The organism is Kribbella sp. NPDC026611, assembly GCF_040638345.1.
In the GTDB taxonomy this organism is placed as follows: Bacteria; Actinomycetota; Actinomycetes; order Propionibacteriales; family Kribbellaceae; genus Kribbella.
Genome location: NZ_JBEZYC010000007.1, coordinates 253,938 through 268,632 on the forward strand (window position 1 = coordinate 253,938; position 14,695 = coordinate 268,632).

Genomic DNA, 14,695 nt, shown 5'->3' on the forward strand with positions numbered 1-14,695 from the left:
TGTACAGAAGAAAGGTTAACGACCCTCAGAGCGCGCGGAGCAGCACCAAACAGCGGGGGGCGAGGGGGACGGTGGCGCCCGCTTCTACCTCGGTGACCATGCTGTTGCTGGTGTCGAGGACTACCTCGTAGGCGGGCGCCCAGGACGCGTCCGGTACGACGACCTGGCGGACCTCGGGGGTGGCATTGAGGGCCAGCAGGAACGAGCTGTCGGTCAGGGCGTTGCCTTCGGCGTCGGTGGCGCGGAGGGCGTCGCCGGCCAGGAACATGCCGATGGTGCGGAGGTTGCCGTTGAACCAGTCGGCGTCGGTCATCTCACCGCCGTGTGGCGCGATCCAGGACAGGTCCTTGCGGCCACCCGGTACGACAGGTCCGCCGGAGAAGTAGTGCCACTGGCGCAGGGCCGGGTGTGCGGCCCGTAGGGCGATCAGCTTCTTCGTCAGCTCGAGCTGGTCGGACCAGAGCGCCGGCAGCGACCAGTCGAACCAGGAGATCTCGTTGTCCTGGCAGTACGGGTTGTTGTTGCCATGCTGCGTCCGCCCGCACTCGTCGCCGGCGGTGATCATCGGAACGCCGGTGGACAGGATCAGCGTGGACATGAGGTTGGCCATCTGCCGCTTGCGGAGCGCGACAACCCGTCGGTCGTCCGTGTCGCCCTCCACGCCGCAGTTCCAGGACCGGTTGTCGTCGGTGCCGTCCCGGTTGTCCTCGTGGTTCGCCTCGTTGTGCTTGCGGTCGTAGCTGACCAGGTCCCGCAACGTGAAACCGTCGTGCGCGGTGACGAAGTTGATCGACGCGTACGGGTACCGGCCGTCGTCGCCGTACAGATCGCTGGACCCGGACAACCGGTAGGCGAGGTCCTTCACGCCGTCGGAGGTGTTCCGCCAGACATCGCGGACGCTGTCGCGGAACTTGCCGTTCCACTCCGACCACGGCGTACCGAAATTGCCGACCTGGTACCCGAACGGGCCGACGTCCCACGGCTCGGAGATCAGCTTCACCCGGCCGAGCACCGGGTCCGCCGCGACCTCGGCGAGGAACGGGTGGTCGACCGTGTCCACCTCGTGCCGCTCGTTGCGGATCAGCGTCACCGCCAGGTCGAACCGGAACCCGTCGACACCCATCTCCTCGACCCAGTAGCGCAGCGAGTCCATGACGAGCCGCCGTACCTGCGGGTGCGAGGTGTCGACCGAGTTGCCGGTACCTGTGACGTCGTAGATCGCCGCGCCGTGGCTCAGCCGGTAGTACGCCCGGTTGTCGATGCCACGGAAGCTCAGCGTCGGTCCGTCGAACCCGCCCTCGGCGGTGTGGTTGTAGACGACGTCCAGGATCACTTCGATGCCCGCAGCATGGAACGCCGCGACCATGGCCTTGAACTCGGCCACCTGCTCACCACGGGACCCCGACGACGAGTACGGCGCGTGCGGAGCGAAGAACCCGAGCGTGTTGTAACCCCAGTAGTTCGGCAGGCCCCGGGCAGCGATCGCGGGCTCGGTCAAGAAGTGGTGAATCGGGAGGAGCTCGACCGACGTCACGCCCAGGTCGGTCAGATACTTGATCACCGACGGGTGCGCCAGACCCGCGTACGTCCCGCGCTGGTGCTCCGGTACGTCAGGGTGCAGCTTGGTGAACCCCTTCGTGTGCAGCTCGTAGATGACCGTCTCGCCCCAGTGCACCGGCCTGCTGATCGGTGGGGGAGGCGCGGAGTGGCCGACGACCACGCTGACCGGCACATGTCCCGCCGAGTCGCCGTCGGACGAGTCGTAGATGAGGGGGCTGGCGAAATCGAGCTGACCGTCCACCGCCCGCGCGTACGGGTCCAGGAGCAGCTTCGACGGGTTGAACCGCAGCCCATGCGACGGGTCGAATGGTCCATGCACCCGGTACCCGTACCGCTGTCCTGCTCCGACCCCGGGGACGAACCCGGTCCAGTACTCACCTGTGTGCGCCAGGTCGAGGTTGCGCTGACTCCCGTCGTCCGCGATCAGCGCCAGCTCGACCCGCTCGGCCGCTGGAGCCCACAGCGTGAACGTCGTGCCATCGGTCTGGACCACTGCCCCCAGCTGCGGCCCACTCTCTACGGCTGGGCCTGCAGCGCTCGGGGCAGCGGTCGCTTCTTTCACCGGCACATTCTGCACAGGTCGGTCCAGGTTATCGATAACCAATCTGGATATGTTCGTGAGACGGTGGTTGCGGACGGCTGTGCGCAGTGATACGCAAGGACCGTTACTAATTTCCCGTCCCCTGCTGTGATGAGGGATTCACATGTCGGAAGAGCTGGCCGGCCTGACCGTTGGTCTGATCGGCGCGGGCAACATCGCCCACGTCCACGTCGCGGCGTGGAAGGCCCTCGGGGCCCGCGTCCTGGTGCACTCGCTCGAAGGTGCGGAGGAGCTGTCTGAGCAGTACGGGCTGGAGGTCGCGCCGTCGCTGGACGGGCTGCTGACCGAGGCCGCGTTCGTCGACATCGTCACCCCGTCGGCGACCCACAAGGACCTGGCGCTGGCCGCGATCAAGGCCGGGGTGAACGTGATCTGCGAGAAGCCGCTGACGCTCACCGCGGCCGACTCGCACGAGGTGATCGACGCCGCCACCGCGGCCGGCGTCCGGCTGTACCCGGCGCACGTGGTCCGGTTCTTCCCGGAGTACAAGGCGGCGTACGACGCGATCCAGGCCGGCCGGATCGGCAGGGTCGCGGTGGCCCGGTTCTTCCGGCAGGCGTCGTCGCCGGCCGGCTCGGGCTGGTACCGCGACGTGGCCCGCTCCGGCGGCGTGATCATGGACCTGATGGTGCACGACCTCGACCAGGCGCGCTGGCTCTGCGGTGAGGTCACCAGCGTGTACGCCGCGCAGAACCCGCCGACCGTCGACGGCACGAGCCCGGTGAACGTCGCCGCGCATGTCACGCTCACGCACGAGGGCGGTGCGATCAGTCACTGCCGCGCCACGTGGGGTGCGACCGGCATCCCGTTCAAGACCGGCTTCTCTGTCGCCGGCGCGAACGGCGTACTCAAGTTCACCTCCGACAGCGACACCGGCTACAGGGAAGAGCTTGCGGACGGCAACGCCGGTGGCGACCTGATGATCCCGGAGTCGACGCTGGGGGAGAGCCCGTACCTGACCCAGCTCCGCGAGCTGGCCGCAGGTCTCCGCGGTGGCGACGAGCCGCGCGTACAGGCGTCCGACGGTGCCATGGCCGTCTACGTGGCCGAGGCGGCCCGGGCGTCGATGGAGACCGGCAAGGTGATCGACATGAAGACCTTCGTCTCGACGGGAGCGGTGGCATGACTCTCAAGGTCGCTATTGCGTCGTTCGCGCACACCCACGCGATGTCGTACGCCTGGCTGCTCGCTTCGATGCCGGATGTCGAAGTACTGTCCGCCGACCCGGACGGTGCGGCCGCACCGGACGCCGGTCCGCGCGGTGCGGACTTCGCTGCGCAGCTGGGGATCCCGTACGTCGACTCGTACGACGAACTGTTCGCCTGGGGACCCGACGCGGTAGTGGTGACGGCGGAGAACGCCCTTCACCGCGGACTGGTCGAGCGGGCCGCCGCAGCGGGCGTACACGTGCTCTGCGAGAAGCCGCTGGCCACAGAGGTCGCCGACGGCGAGGCAATGCTTGCTGCGTGTGAGGCGGCCGGGACGATCCTGATGGTGGCGTACCCGGTCCGGTTCGCGCCGTCGTACCTGCAGCTGCGGGCCTCGGTGGAGGCAGGTCGGCTCGGTGACGTGTTCGCGGTACTGGGAACCAACAACGGGAAGATCCCCTACGACTCGCGGCAGTGGTTCACCGACGCGAAGCTGGCCGGTGGAGGTGCACTGGTCGACCACACTGTGCACTGTGCGGACCTGATCGACGGGCTGACCGGTGGTGCCTCCGCCACGCGGGTTCATGCCGCGGCCAACCGCATCCTGCACGAGGAGAAGGGCGTGGAGGTGGAGACCGGTGGTCTGGTCACCATCAACTACGACAACGGGCTGATGGCGACCATCGACTGCTCGTGGAGTGTTCCGGACAACGGGCCGACCTGGGGTGGCGTGTCGCTGCAGGTGACCGGTACCAACGGGTCGGTGGAGATCGAGCCGTTCCTGCCGCACGTCGGCGGCACGGACCCGTCCGGTGAGGTGTTCCTGGCGATCGGCGGCAACCTGGACGAGTCGATGCTCGGCACGTTCCTGAAGGCGGTCCGCGCGTCCGGTCCGGCCGAACCGGGCAAGCAGCCGGCCGTCGTACCCCAGCCGGACGGCGCCGTGGGTCTCCGCACGCTCCGGATCGTCGACGCAGCCCGCCGCTCCGCGGTGTCCGGGCAGCCTGTCGACCTATGACACACTGCACCCCGCCTTGGCTCAGGCCAAGGCGGGGTGCAGCCGCCTGCTGTCGTCCGGTACCGTTCCCGAGGATGTGACCCGCGGGTAAGGACCACAGCTAAGGGAGTCTGGGCATGGGCGAGTTCGTCAACCTGACCGTGAGTGACGGGGTTGGCACGATCCGGCTGGATCGGCCGAAGATGAACGCGCTGAACGTGCAGGTCCAGGAGGAGATCCGGGCCGCCGCGCTCGAGGCCACGGCCGACGACGACGTCCGCGCCGTCGTCATCTACGGCGGCGAGCGGGTGTTCGCGGCCGGCGCGGACATCAAGGAGATGGCCGACATGTCGTACGCCGACATGGTCAAGCGCTCCGGTCCGCTGCAGACGTCGCTCTCCGCGGTCGCCGAGATCCCGAAGCCCACGGTGGCCGCGATCACCGGCTACGCGCTCGGCGGTGGCTGCGAGCTCACGCTCTGCGCCGACTACCGGATCGCCGCCGAGGACGCCAAGCTCGGCCAGCCGGAGATCCTGCTCGGCGTCATCCCGGGCGCCGGCGGCACCCAGCGGCTCTCCAGGCTGATCGGCCCGTCCAAGGCCAAGGACCTGATCTACTCCGGCCGCTTCGTCGACGCCGCGGAATCGCTCGCCCTGGGGCTGGTGGACAAGGTCGTCCCGGCGGCCGAGGTGTACGACGCGGCCGTCGCCTGGGCCTCGCAGTTCTCCGGCGGCGCGGCGCTCGCGTTGCGGGCCGCCAAGGAGGCGATCGACGCCGGACTCGGTGTGGACCTGTCAACCGGGCTGGAGATCGAGCGGCAACAGTTCGCTGCTCTGTTCGCCACCGAGGACCGCGGGATCGGGATGAAGTCCTTCGTCGAGAACGGCCCCGGCAAGGCCGAGTTCAAGGGAAAGTGATGTCTGCAACCTCCAAGCCCGCTGCCTCCGCAGAAGACGTCGAGGCGGCCTGGAACGACAACAAGCTCGCCCAGGTGCTGTACCACGACTGGGAAGCGTCGACGTACGACGAGAAGTGGTCGATCTCGTACGACGAACGCTGCGTCGACTACGCCCGGGACCGGTTCACCGCGATCGCCGGCTCCCGCGGCTGGCCGTATGGCAAGACGCTCGAGATCGGCGCCGGCACCGGGTTCTTCACGCTGAACCTGAAACTGGCCGGCGTTCTCGACGAGGCACACGTCACGGACCTCTCGCCGGGCATGGTCGAGGCCGCGAAGAAGAACGCGAAGACGCTCGGGTTCGCGGTCGAGGGCCGGGTCGCGGACGCGGAGAAGCTGCCATACGACGACGACACCTTCGACCTCGTGATCGGGCACGCGGTCATCCACCACATCCCGGACGTGGAGCTCGCGTTCCGCGAGATGCTGCGGGTGCTCAAGCCGGGCGGGCGGTTCGTGATCTGCGGCGAACCCACGCGGTACGGCGACTTCGTGGCGCGGCGGCTGTCCCGCTTCACCTGGTGGGCGACCACGAACGTGACGAAGCTGCCGGCGCTGGCGCACTGGCGGCGGCCGCAGTCCGAGCTGGACGAGTCGTCCCGGGCGGCGGCGCTGGAGGCCGTGGTCGACCTGCACACGTTCGACCCGGACACGCTGGCGCGGACGGCATCGCGGGCGGGTGCTTCCGAGGTTCGCACGGTGACGGAAGAGTTGCTGGCGGCATGGGTCGGGTGGCCGATCCGGACGTTCGAGGCCGCCGTACCGGAGCAGAAGCTCGGGTTCGGCTGGCGGATGTTCGCGTACAAGTCGTGGTTGCAGCTGTCGAAGGTGGACAAGGTGCTGTCCACCGTCGTGCCGGACGAGCTGTACTACAACGTCTCGATCACTGGCGTCGCCCGCAACCAGTAGGCTGTGGTGATGCGGTTGCTGTCCGTGGCGAATCTGCGCTGGGTGGTGCGCCACCGGGCGTGGACGCCGTACTACCTCAAGCGGTACTGGCGGTTCGCCTGGTTCAAGCTGCGGCACCCGCAGGTGGTCACCGAGGGGTTCGTGTTCCTCGGCAAGCACCTCGAGATCGTTGCGCGCCGCGGGCACGGCCGGATCATCCTCGGCAAGTGGGTGCATCTCGGTGACGAGACGCGGCTGCGGGCGCACGAGGGGACGCTGCGGATCGGCGACAAGGTGGTGTTCGCGCGCGACGTCACGGTCAACTGCTACCTGGACGTGGAGATCGGTGCGTCGACGCTGATCGCGGACTGGACGTACATCTGCGACTTCGACCACAAGACCGAGGATCTCGACCTCCCGATCAAGGACCAGGGCCTGGTCAAGTCGCCGGTCCGGATCGGCCCCGACTGCTGGCTGGCCACCAAGGTCACCGTCACCCGAGGCACCGAGATCGGCCGCGGCGCCGTCGTCGGCGCCAACAGCGTTGCCCGAGGCAACATCCCGCCGTACACCGTGGCCGCGGGCGTCCCCGCGGTAGTCGTCGCCGACCGCACCACCCGCTACGAAGCCACCGCCGACCGCCGCAAGTACCTGGCCGGCCTGACCGAAGCCAACAACCGCACCACCACCCAACTCCACACCGGCACCCTCCCCACCCCCACCGCGCCTACGGCACCCACCGCGTCCGCAGCCACCACCGCATCCGCAGGCCCGACCACGCCCGCAGCACCCACGTCGCCCGCAGCACCCACCGCATCGGCAGCCTCCACCGCAACCGCGGTGCCCGCAGCACCAACCGCATCCGCAGCCTCCACCGCATTCGCAGGCCCCACGGCGCCCGCAGCGCCCGCAGCGCCCACGACACCCGCAGCGCCCGCAGCGCCCACGACACCCGCAGCGCCCGCAGCACCCGCAGCACCAACCGCATCCGCAGCCTCCACCGCATCCGCAGGCCGCACGGCGCCCGCAGCATCCGCCGCGCCCACGGCGCCCACGGCGCCTGCAGCATCCGCCGCGCCCACGGCGCCTGCAGCACGCGCCGCACCCACCGCGCCTGCAGCACGCGCCGCACCCGCGCAGCCGGCCACGCCCACCACATCCGCGGAGCCCGCCGCGGCGGTGGGCTCGGCCGCCTCCTCGTCGGCTGATGACGCGCACCTGTCTTTCGACCAGTCCAGGGCCATCAGCACCTTCCGTCTAGCCGACCAGGCTCGTCCGATCACTGAGCCCGCATCTCCATCCGGCAACGTATCCAGTACTGCACGGAGCGTCGTACCGGATAGTGCAGTGAGTGATGAGGTAGAAGCTGGTGGTGAGAAAGAGAGCAGTGAGGGGTTCTCAAGTTACTCGCCAGTCAGGCACTATGGCCCCCACGTCCGGTCGGACGCCCACGACCGGATGACTGTCGGAGAGGAGAAGTAGCGTGGCTGACCAGACCGCGGCCGACCCGGCCGGCCGGTCGCCGCTCGACGCTGCGGCCGACGGCTCGATCACGCAGGCGCGGACGCGTGCGGTCGACCCGGTCCCGATCGTCACTGAGCTGGTAGTACCCAGCAGCGCTACGTTGGAACCAGTGCTTGAAACGAACGAACCAGACTTGGGCGTGAACGGAAGCGTGAACCCAGAGGTACAGGCAGTGGACGGCACGGCAGCGGCACCGGCTCCCCTCGCGGGCGCCCGGCGCAGGTTGTCGCCGCGACCGGTCCCGGTCAGTCGGCGTAGGAGACCGCCGGCTGCGACCAGCGTGACGGCGACGGACGAGGAACCGACCCCGGCTGAGGAGATGGACGACGTGGGTACGCAGGACGACAAGGCGACACCCGGCACGACCGGCAAGTCCGGCACGCCGGACGCGACCACCCCCGACGCCGGCGCGAACACCACGGGCGCGGGTACGGCGACCGCGACCAAGCCGACCCGGCCGAAGACAGCGGCGGAGATCGTCGCCGAGCAGCGCGCGCGGGAGAAGGCCGCGGCGGACAAGCCGGGCGGCGGTGCGGCCGGCTCGGAGGAGGCCGCAGCGAGCCCAGCCGGTGATGACGCGGGCAAGGATTCCAAAGATGCAGGCAAGGATGCGGGCAACGACCCGGTGGAGACCACGGTGACCAAGCCGGTCAGCAAGGTTCCCGCGGCTGCCGCGACCAAGACCGGTGCCTCTGGCAACAAACCGCCCACGGGCCGCGGACCGATGTCCAGTTCGTCGGGGTCGGGCCGGGGCAAGCAGGCGCTGAGTTCGGTGGGTTCCGGCGTCCGCAAGCTGCGCAACCTGATCGCCTCATTGATCTGGCTCGTCGCGGTGCTCGCGGCGGCGGTGCTCGCGCTCGGTGCGCTGTTCACCGCGCTCGACCAGACGAACCAGAGCAACGAGATCGTGCGCTGGATCCTCGAGCGCGGACACGACCTGGTCGGCCCGTTCAAGGACCTGTTCCGGCTGGAGACGGCGAAGAACACCCTGCTCGTGAACTGGGGTATCGCCGCGCTGGTCTACCTGATCGCCGGCAAGATCGTCGAGCGGATCATCCGGCCCTAGGACTTAGGGCCTCGGCCTCGCGACCAGGATCAGGTCGAGAGACCCGTCCAGGTCGTCTGGGCGGATCTCGAAGTCTCCGTGCCCGGTGGTCTTCACCAGCTTGACCAGCTCGTCGTTCCATTCGTCGTACCCGGATGCCAGCTGCGCGTCGACACAGGAGCCGTACTGCGCCTCCCACGCCGCGAGTCGCGTGCCGTGGTGGAGGCCGAGCGCCTGCGTGATCTCGAAGTACGGCTCGACCAGTTCGACGAACTCGGCGGCCGTCAGCTCGCGGGTGTGGTACCAGTTCCCGCTCGGGAAGGTCAGGCGGTTCGGCGTACTCAGCACGACCGTCCCGCCCGGCTCCACGATCCGTGCGCACTCGGCGACGAACCGCGGCTGCTCCCAGAGGTGCTCGATCGTCTGCATCGAGGTGAGCAGGCCGAAAGTCCTTTGGGCGAAGGGTGTCTGGACAAGATTGCCGCGGACCACATTGGCCTGTGGATAAGCCCGGCGGACGTGTCGCAAAGTCGTATGTTCATAGTCGAGTCCGACCACCGAGTCGGCTCCGGCGAGCCGCAACAGCTCCGCGCCGTATCCCTCGCCACAGCCGGCGTCGAGGACCTTCCCCTCGATCGTCAGCTGCGTCGTGACCCATTGATAGGCGGCCTCATGTCGAGCAAACCAGTAGTTCTCGTGCCAGATCCCCGGCGCGGTCCGTTCACCGGTGAGCACCAACGTCTCGGTCACCGGGCCAGCTTAGGGCCGGGCGGAGCTGTGCCCAGGCCGGGATTGGCCTGGGCACAACCTGCGGACCGTCAGTGCTTGCGACGCTTGCCGGCTCCGTCGTCGAGGCCCTGGACCTCCACGTGCTCCTTGCGCACCGTGTCGGACACCTGCTCCTCGCCGCGCACAGTCTCGGTCTCGAGGCCGACACGCTCGACCGGCACCGTCTCCTTGGCGACGACCGGGCGCTCTTCGTGCAGCACGACCTCGCGCTCCTCGTCACCGATCTTCGCCGTACCGCGCGGGTCGCCGTCCCCGACCGGCTCGCGGACCACGTGCACCTCTTCGTGGCTGACCGGGACCGTGACCTGCTGCTCCTCGGTCACGACGTACTTCCGCAGGCTGACCCGGCCGGACTCGACCGTCTCGGTGCCCGCCCGCAGCCGCTCCTCGGACCGCACCATCGAACCATCGCCACCGGACCTGCCCTGGCCTGACTTGCCCGGTTTACCCTGCTTGCCCGTGGTCTGCGGGAGGCCCATGCCGTAGTACTGATACAGCTTGTAGGCATCCTGCTCGGACAGCCGGCCGTCGGCATCGATCCGCGGTGCGTCCTTGATCTTCGACTTTGACGGCGCCAGGTGCAGACCGTCGCCCTCGAGGTTCGCCCCGGCCAGCGGGACGAAGGTCTGCTTGCCGCCGAACAGTCCGGTGTTCACCGTCACCCACTCCGGCTGCCCGGTGGTGTCGGAGGTGTAGAGGTTGCCGACCGACCCGACCTTGTCACCGGCCGCGTCGTACGCCGTCTCGCCCACTACCTGCTCGATTCCCTGCATGGTCATCGTTATCAACCCCGTGTCGATGTTTGCGCTGAGCAACTAACGCCCTTCCGGGTACCCGCAGTGACGAGCCGCAAACGCGGAGCGTAGTCAGACTCTTACTTTTCGTTCGGAGGTGGTTGGGTCACAGTGCGCTGACCGGTGCGGAAACGACCGGATAGCCTGAGGTCGCGCCGAGGGTGTGACGGGCCTCGCACGAGACTCATGTTTCTCGCGAGTAACATCCGTGGCAGGCTGGGCAGAGACCGTTAACCAGAAGGGGTCCCACACGCTATGAAGATCGTCGTCTGCGCGAAGTTCGTGCCGGATGCCACCGCGGACCGCCGCTTCCGCTCGGAGGACAACACGGTGGACCGGGCCGGTGTCGACGGGCTGCTGTCCGAGCTGGACGAGTACGCCGTCGAGACCGCGCTGACCGTCAAGGAGGCCGGTGACGCCGAGGTGACCGTCCTCACCGTCGGGCCGGAGCAGGCCGCCGACGCGGTGAAGAAGGGCCTGCAGATGGGTGCCGACGCCGGTGTCCACGTGCTCGACGACGCGATCCACGGTTCGGACGCGGTCGCGACGTCGCTGGTCCTGGCCAAGGCGCTGGCCAAGCTCGAGGCCGACCTGGTCGTGTTCGGCATGGGCTCGACCGACGGTGGCATGGGCGTCGTCCCGGCGATGGTGTCGGAGCGGCTCGGGCTGCCGGCCGTGACGCTCGGCTCAGAGGTGAGCGTCGACGGGCAGACCGTCCGGATCCGCCGCGACGGCGACACCGCGAGCGACACGGTCGAGGGCACGCTGCCGCTGGTGCTGTCGGTGTCCGACCAGGCCAACGAACCGCGGTACCCGTCGTTCAAGGGCATCATGGCCGCGAAGAAGAAGCCGGTCGAGACCTGGTCGCTGGCCGACCTCGAGGTCACGCCGGAGCAGGTCGGTGGCGCCAGCGCGTGGACCGAGGTGGTCGAGGTGACCGCCCGTCCGGCGCGGACCGCCGGCACGATCGTCACGGACGAGGACGGCAGCGGGGCTGCGCAGCTCGTCGAGTTCCTGTCCACGAACAAGTTCCTCTGAGGGGCGCGCTGATATGTCGAACGTTCTGGTTCTCGTTGACCACACCGCGGGCGCGGTCCGCAAGACCACCGCGGAGCTTCTCACCATCGCCCGGCGGCTCGGCGAGCCGGTCGCCGTCTTCATCGGCGACGGTGTGCAGGACGCCCTGCCTGCTCTCGGGCAGTACGGCGCGACCAAGGTGATCGCCCTGACGAACCCGGAGCTCACGCAGTACCTCGTTGCTCCGAAGGCGGAGGCGCTGCAGCAGGTCGCGGCGAAGGTCGAGCCGAGCGCGATCCTGATCTCGTCGAACGCCGAGGGCAAGGAGATCGCCGCCCGGCTGGCGGTCAAGCTCGACTCCGGGCTGATCACCGACGCGGTGGACGTGCAGGAGGGCGGCGTCACCACGCAGTCGGTGTTCGCCGGCAACTACACGGTCAAGGCGAAGATCACCCACGGCACGCCGATCATCACGGTCAAGCCGAACGCCGCGACCCCCGAGGCCGCGCAGGCGTCGCCAGAGGTGGAGGAGTTCGACGTGACGATCTCCGACGCCGCGAAGACGGCCCGCATCACCGACTCCAAGCCGCGCGAGGCCACCGGCCGACCCGAGCTCACCGAGGCAGCCATCATCGTCTCCGGCGGTCGCGGTACGGGCGGCGACTTCGGCCCGGTCGAGGCCTTCGCCGACTCGCTCGGTGCTGCAGTTGGCGCCTCCCGCGCCGCGGTTGACTCGGGCTGGTACCCGCACGCCTACCAGGTCGGGCAGACCGGCAAGACGGTCTCGCCCCAGCTGTACGTGGCGGCGGGCATCTCCGGCGCCATTCAGCACCGAGCCGGCATGCAGACGTCGAAGACCATCGTCGCCATCAACAAGGACCCCGAAGCCCCCATCTTCGAGCTGGTCGACTTCGGCGTCGTAGGAGACCTCCACAAGGTCCTCCCGACCGCCACCGAAGAAGTCACCAAGCGCAAGTCCTAACCCGACCCCAGCCCGCCTGAGTACCCCGCAGGTCCGGCTGGCCACCCCGCCGAAGCCCGGCCCGGAACCCCTCCCGAGCCGGGCTCCGGCGTTCTCAGCGGCCCGGTCCGGCGGGATGGTGTTGCGGCGGTGGGATGGGACGCGCTGCGGGTGGCGGCGGGGGCAGTGCTGCGCCCCGCTGCGCGCGCGGGCCGCGGCGGGGCGGGCGAGTGGTGGAGCGGTGCCGTGCTGGCTGCTCGCGCGGGCCGCGGCGGGGCGCGGGCGGGTGGTGGAGCGGTGCGGTGCTGGCTACTCGCGCGGGCGGGCGGTGGCTCGGTGGGTGATGCGGTGTGGCCGCGGTGTGGTGGAGGTCCGGGCAGTGGGTCCGTCGCTCGATCCGGCATCGGCCGCTCTGCCGGGCCCGAAGCCGGCGTCCCCGCTGGAACCTGGGCTCGATACGGAGCGGGCTCCAGGGCTGGCTTCCGGGCTCGTTCCCGGGCCGGAAGTGGGGCTGATTCCGGGGTGGGTTACTGGCGCGGCGGTAGGGGTGAATCTGGGCGTCGCAGTGGGGATGGCTGGGGGGAGGTGGGCCAGCCGGAAGGCTTCGAGGGCCTCGGTGCGGGCTGGTTCGTTGGAGAGGACAGCGAGGGTTTCTTCGAGGGTGGCGACGAGTTGGGCGCCGGTTGGGCCCTGGCCGCGGGCGGCGGCGTGGAAGGCGGTGCGAAGTATCTCGGCGATCCGTTCGGAGGGCGGGTTGGCGGAGCATTCCAGAGCCTCCAAGTGCCCGGGCAGGTCGTTGAGAGCGCTGGACTCGAGGAGCAGGTCGGTGAGGAGTTCTTGTTTGCCGACTGCGTCCTGGTGGTTGAGGCGGATGAACAGCTCGGACGGTGCCTGGCCGGTGCGTCCGGCGACGTAACCCGCCAGCGCTTCAGCGGTCGGTGCCGCCGCGGAGAGGTGGCCGTAGAGGGGTGAGCTGGAGGAATCGAATTCAGCGCGGAGGTCGACCGCGCTGAGGGTAGCTGCGTCGAGCCCGATCATGGCGTCGAAGTCGTCGACCAACGCCAATGCGCCCAGCTCGCCGTACGCGTCGTGCAGTGCGAGCAAACCAGCGTCGGACGTCGAGCGCGGCGATTGCTGCCCGGTGGTGAGGCGTCCGAGGTTCGCGCGGAGGACGAAGTACGCAGCGCCCTTGAGCTCGGCCGGCGCGACGGACTCGCCGGCGAAGTGCCGCCGGAACGGCGCGGCGACGAGGTCGTCGTCGTACTCGATCCTCCCGTCGGAGCGGGCGACGGCCGGGTCGTCGGCGTTGTAAAGCACGGACGTGCTGGTGATCTGGGGAGAGTAGGCGGACCGATCCGGTGCAGCGAGCTCCGCAGCGACGAGCCCTTGCCGCAGGAACAGCTCCTCCAGAAGCAACTCCGCCTCCCGAATCGACTGCGCCTCCCGAATCGACTCCGCCTCCCGAATCGACTCCGCCTCCCGCAGGGACTCCGTAAGCGCGGTTGCGCGGTCAGCGTGTGGTCCTCGACCTGCGGGTGTTGGGTCGCTCATGGTGGCAGTGTGGCAGCGGGCGGGACCATTGGATGGCTAGCATGCGGCGGGTGCGGATTTGGGTGAGTGGGGCGCGGGGCAAGCTTGGGGTGGAGGTTTGTCGGCAGCTTGTCGCGGCCGGGCATGAGGTGGTTGAGGCTGATCGGGTTGGGCCTGAGCCGGTTGATCTGATGGATCGGGAGGCTGTTGCTCGGTCGATGGAAGGGGCCGACGCGATCGTGCATTGCGCGGCCAAGGCGAGTCCGGAAGGGATTGAGCCGGCTCGGCTGTTCGAGCTCAATGCCATCAGTACGTTCAACGCGCTCGAAGAAGCGTGGAAGCTGGGCATCCGGACCGCGGTGCTCGCCTCGAGTGGATCGATCTACGGAACCGCGTGGTCGCCCGAGGAGCTCGACGTGCCGGAGGTGCCGATCGACGAGGGCACCGAACTGCGGTACGTCGACCCGTACGCGCTGACCAAGGACGTCCTGGAGCGGATGGGTCAGATGTACGCCCGTCGAGGCATGCAGGTCACCGCCCTCCGCCTGCACTGGATCCTCACGCCGGAGGAGGTACGCCGCTCGATCGCCGAGGTGCCCGCCGAAGACAACCGCCGCAACCTCTGGGGGTACGTCGACCTGTCCGAAGCCGCCCGCGCCTGCATCCTTGCCCTGAGCCCCCGTCCCACCACCCGCTACGCCGCCCTGGTCCTCGCCGCCGAAGACACCGGCCGCCCGGAACCCACCGAACAGCTCCTGCATGAGCACTTCCCCAACACCACCATCCGCCACCCCCTCCCCGGCACCGCATCGCCCTACAGCTCAGCCAGAGCAACCGAAGTCCTCGGCTGGCACCACCGCTCTACGTGGCGCAGCAGCTAAGC

The 14,695-nt window shown here is 69.0% G+C and carries 13 protein-coding genes; 9 read left to right on the top strand and 4 right to left on the bottom strand.

Features of this window, described 5'->3' with window-relative positions:
- Positions 1–25: 25 nt before the first annotated feature.
- Complete coding sequence (gene glgX / locus AB0E69_RS28075; protein ID WP_360152374.1) at positions 26–2,053, bottom strand: glycogen debranching protein GlgX; 2,028 nt, start codon at positions 2,051–2,053, stop codon at positions 26–28.
- Positions 2,054–2,264: 211 nt separating this feature from the next.
- Between glgX and AB0E69_RS28080 the strand changes: the two genes are divergently transcribed.
- The 6 genes from AB0E69_RS28080 (at position 2,265) to AB0E69_RS28105 (ending at position 8,742) form a co-directional block, all read left to right on the top strand.
- The gene (locus AB0E69_RS28080; RefSeq protein ID WP_360152377.1) at positions 2,265–3,287 is read left to right on the top strand and encodes a Gfo/Idh/MocA family oxidoreductase; all 1,023 of its coding nucleotides are present in this window, start codon (positions 2,265–2,267) and stop codon (positions 3,285–3,287) included.
- Positions 3,284–4,327 carry a Gfo/Idh/MocA family oxidoreductase gene (locus AB0E69_RS28085; protein ID WP_360152380.1) on the top strand — a complete coding sequence of 348 codons (1,044 nt, stop codon included), beginning with the start codon at positions 3,284–3,286 and terminating at the stop codon, positions 4,325–4,327. Before AB0E69_RS28080 ends, AB0E69_RS28085 begins: the two co-directional genes overlap by 4 nt.
- A 116-nt stretch (positions 4,328–4,443) precedes the next feature.
- Positions 4,444–5,223, top strand: a complete 780-nt coding sequence (locus tag AB0E69_RS28090) for an enoyl-CoA hydratase-related protein (protein ID WP_360152383.1) — start codon at positions 4,444–4,446, stop codon at positions 5,221–5,223.
- Positions 5,223–6,173: a methyltransferase domain-containing protein gene (locus tag AB0E69_RS28095; protein ID WP_360152386.1), complete on the top strand. Its 951-nt coding sequence runs from the start codon at positions 5,223–5,225 to the stop codon at positions 6,171–6,173. Before AB0E69_RS28090 ends, AB0E69_RS28095 begins: the two co-directional genes overlap by 1 nt.
- 9 nt (positions 6,174–6,182) lie before the next feature.
- Entirely contained in the window at positions 6,183–7,634 is a 1,452-nt protein-coding gene (locus tag AB0E69_RS28100) for an acyltransferase (RefSeq protein ID WP_360152389.1), read from the top strand.
- Position 7,635: 1 nt separating this feature from the next.
- Positions 7,636–8,742 carry a hypothetical protein gene (locus AB0E69_RS28105; protein WP_360152392.1) on the top strand — a complete coding sequence of 369 codons (1,107 nt, stop codon included), beginning with the start codon at positions 7,636–7,638 and terminating at the stop codon, positions 8,740–8,742.
- 3 nt (positions 8,743–8,745) lie between these two features.
- Here the strand turns inward: AB0E69_RS28105 and AB0E69_RS28110 are convergent, their stop codons facing one another.
- Both AB0E69_RS28110 and AB0E69_RS28115 read right to left on the bottom strand, forming a co-directional pair.
- Entirely contained in the window at positions 8,746–9,471 is a 726-nt protein-coding gene (locus AB0E69_RS28110; protein WP_360152395.1) for a class I SAM-dependent methyltransferase, read from the bottom strand.
- 68 nt (positions 9,472–9,539) lie between these two features.
- Complete coding sequence (locus tag AB0E69_RS28115) at positions 9,540–10,289, bottom strand: PRC and DUF2382 domain-containing protein (RefSeq protein ID WP_360152398.1); 750 nt, start codon at positions 10,287–10,289, stop codon at positions 9,540–9,542.
- 270 nt (positions 10,290–10,559) lie between these two features.
- Between AB0E69_RS28115 and AB0E69_RS28120 the strand changes: the two genes are divergently transcribed.
- Together AB0E69_RS28120 and AB0E69_RS28125 are read left to right on the top strand one after the other, a co-directional pair.
- The gene (locus AB0E69_RS28120; protein WP_360152401.1) at positions 10,560–11,342 is read left to right on the top strand and encodes an electron transfer flavoprotein subunit beta/FixA family protein; all 783 of its coding nucleotides are present in this window, start codon (positions 10,560–10,562) and stop codon (positions 11,340–11,342) included.
- A 13-nt stretch (positions 11,343–11,355) separates the two neighbouring features.
- Positions 11,356–12,303 carry an electron transfer flavoprotein subunit alpha/FixB family protein gene (locus tag AB0E69_RS28125; protein ID WP_360152404.1) on the top strand — a complete coding sequence of 316 codons (948 nt, stop codon included), beginning with the start codon at positions 11,356–11,358 and terminating at the stop codon, positions 12,301–12,303.
- A 288-nt stretch (positions 12,304–12,591) separates the two neighbouring features.
- Here AB0E69_RS28125 and AB0E69_RS28130 read toward each other — a convergent pair whose 3' ends face one another.
- Complete coding sequence (locus AB0E69_RS28130; RefSeq protein ID WP_360152407.1) at positions 12,592–13,833, bottom strand: hypothetical protein; 1,242 nt, start codon at positions 13,831–13,833, stop codon at positions 12,592–12,594.
- 41 nt (positions 13,834–13,874) lie between these two features.
- Here AB0E69_RS28130 and AB0E69_RS28135 point away from each other — a divergent pair, with 41 nt between their 5' ends.
- Positions 13,875–14,693 carry an NAD(P)-dependent oxidoreductase gene (locus tag AB0E69_RS28135; RefSeq protein WP_360153101.1) on the top strand — a complete coding sequence of 273 codons (819 nt, stop codon included), beginning with the start codon at positions 13,875–13,877 and terminating at the stop codon, positions 14,691–14,693.
- The last annotated feature ends 2 nt before the right edge of the window (positions 14,694–14,695 follow it).

Bases quoted from the DNA above. Each gene is read 5' to 3' on its own strand.
- AB0E69_RS28080 (WP_360152377.1), top strand. From the start codon at position 2,265: ATGTCGGAAGAGCTGGCCGGCCTGACCGTTGGTCTGATCGGCGCGGGC.
- AB0E69_RS28085 (WP_360152380.1), top strand. From the start codon at position 3,284: ATGACTCTCAAGGTCGCTATTGCGTCGTTCGCGCACACCCACGCGATG.
- AB0E69_RS28090 (WP_360152383.1), top strand. From the start codon at position 4,444: ATGGGCGAGTTCGTCAACCTGACCGTGAGTGACGGGGTTGGCACGATC.
- AB0E69_RS28095 (WP_360152386.1), top strand. From the start codon at position 5,223: ATGTCTGCAACCTCCAAGCCCGCTGCCTCCGCAGAAGACGTCGAGGCG.
- AB0E69_RS28100 (WP_360152389.1), top strand. From the start codon at position 6,183: ATGCGGTTGCTGTCCGTGGCGAATCTGCGCTGGGTGGTGCGCCACCGG.
- AB0E69_RS28115 (WP_360152398.1), bottom strand. From the start codon at position 10,289: ATGACCATGCAGGGAATCGAGCAGGTAGTGGGCGAGACGGCGTACGAC.
- AB0E69_RS28120 (WP_360152401.1), top strand. From the start codon at position 10,560: ATGAAGATCGTCGTCTGCGCGAAGTTCGTGCCGGATGCCACCGCGGAC.
- AB0E69_RS28125 (WP_360152404.1), top strand. From the start codon at position 11,356: ATGTCGAACGTTCTGGTTCTCGTTGACCACACCGCGGGCGCGGTCCGC.
- AB0E69_RS28130 (WP_360152407.1), bottom strand. From the start codon at position 13,833: ATGAGCGACCCAACACCCGCAGGTCGAGGACCACACGCTGACCGCGCA.
- AB0E69_RS28135 (WP_360153101.1), top strand. From the start codon at position 13,875: ATGCGGCGGGTGCGGATTTGGGTGAGTGGGGCGCGGGGCAAGCTTGGG.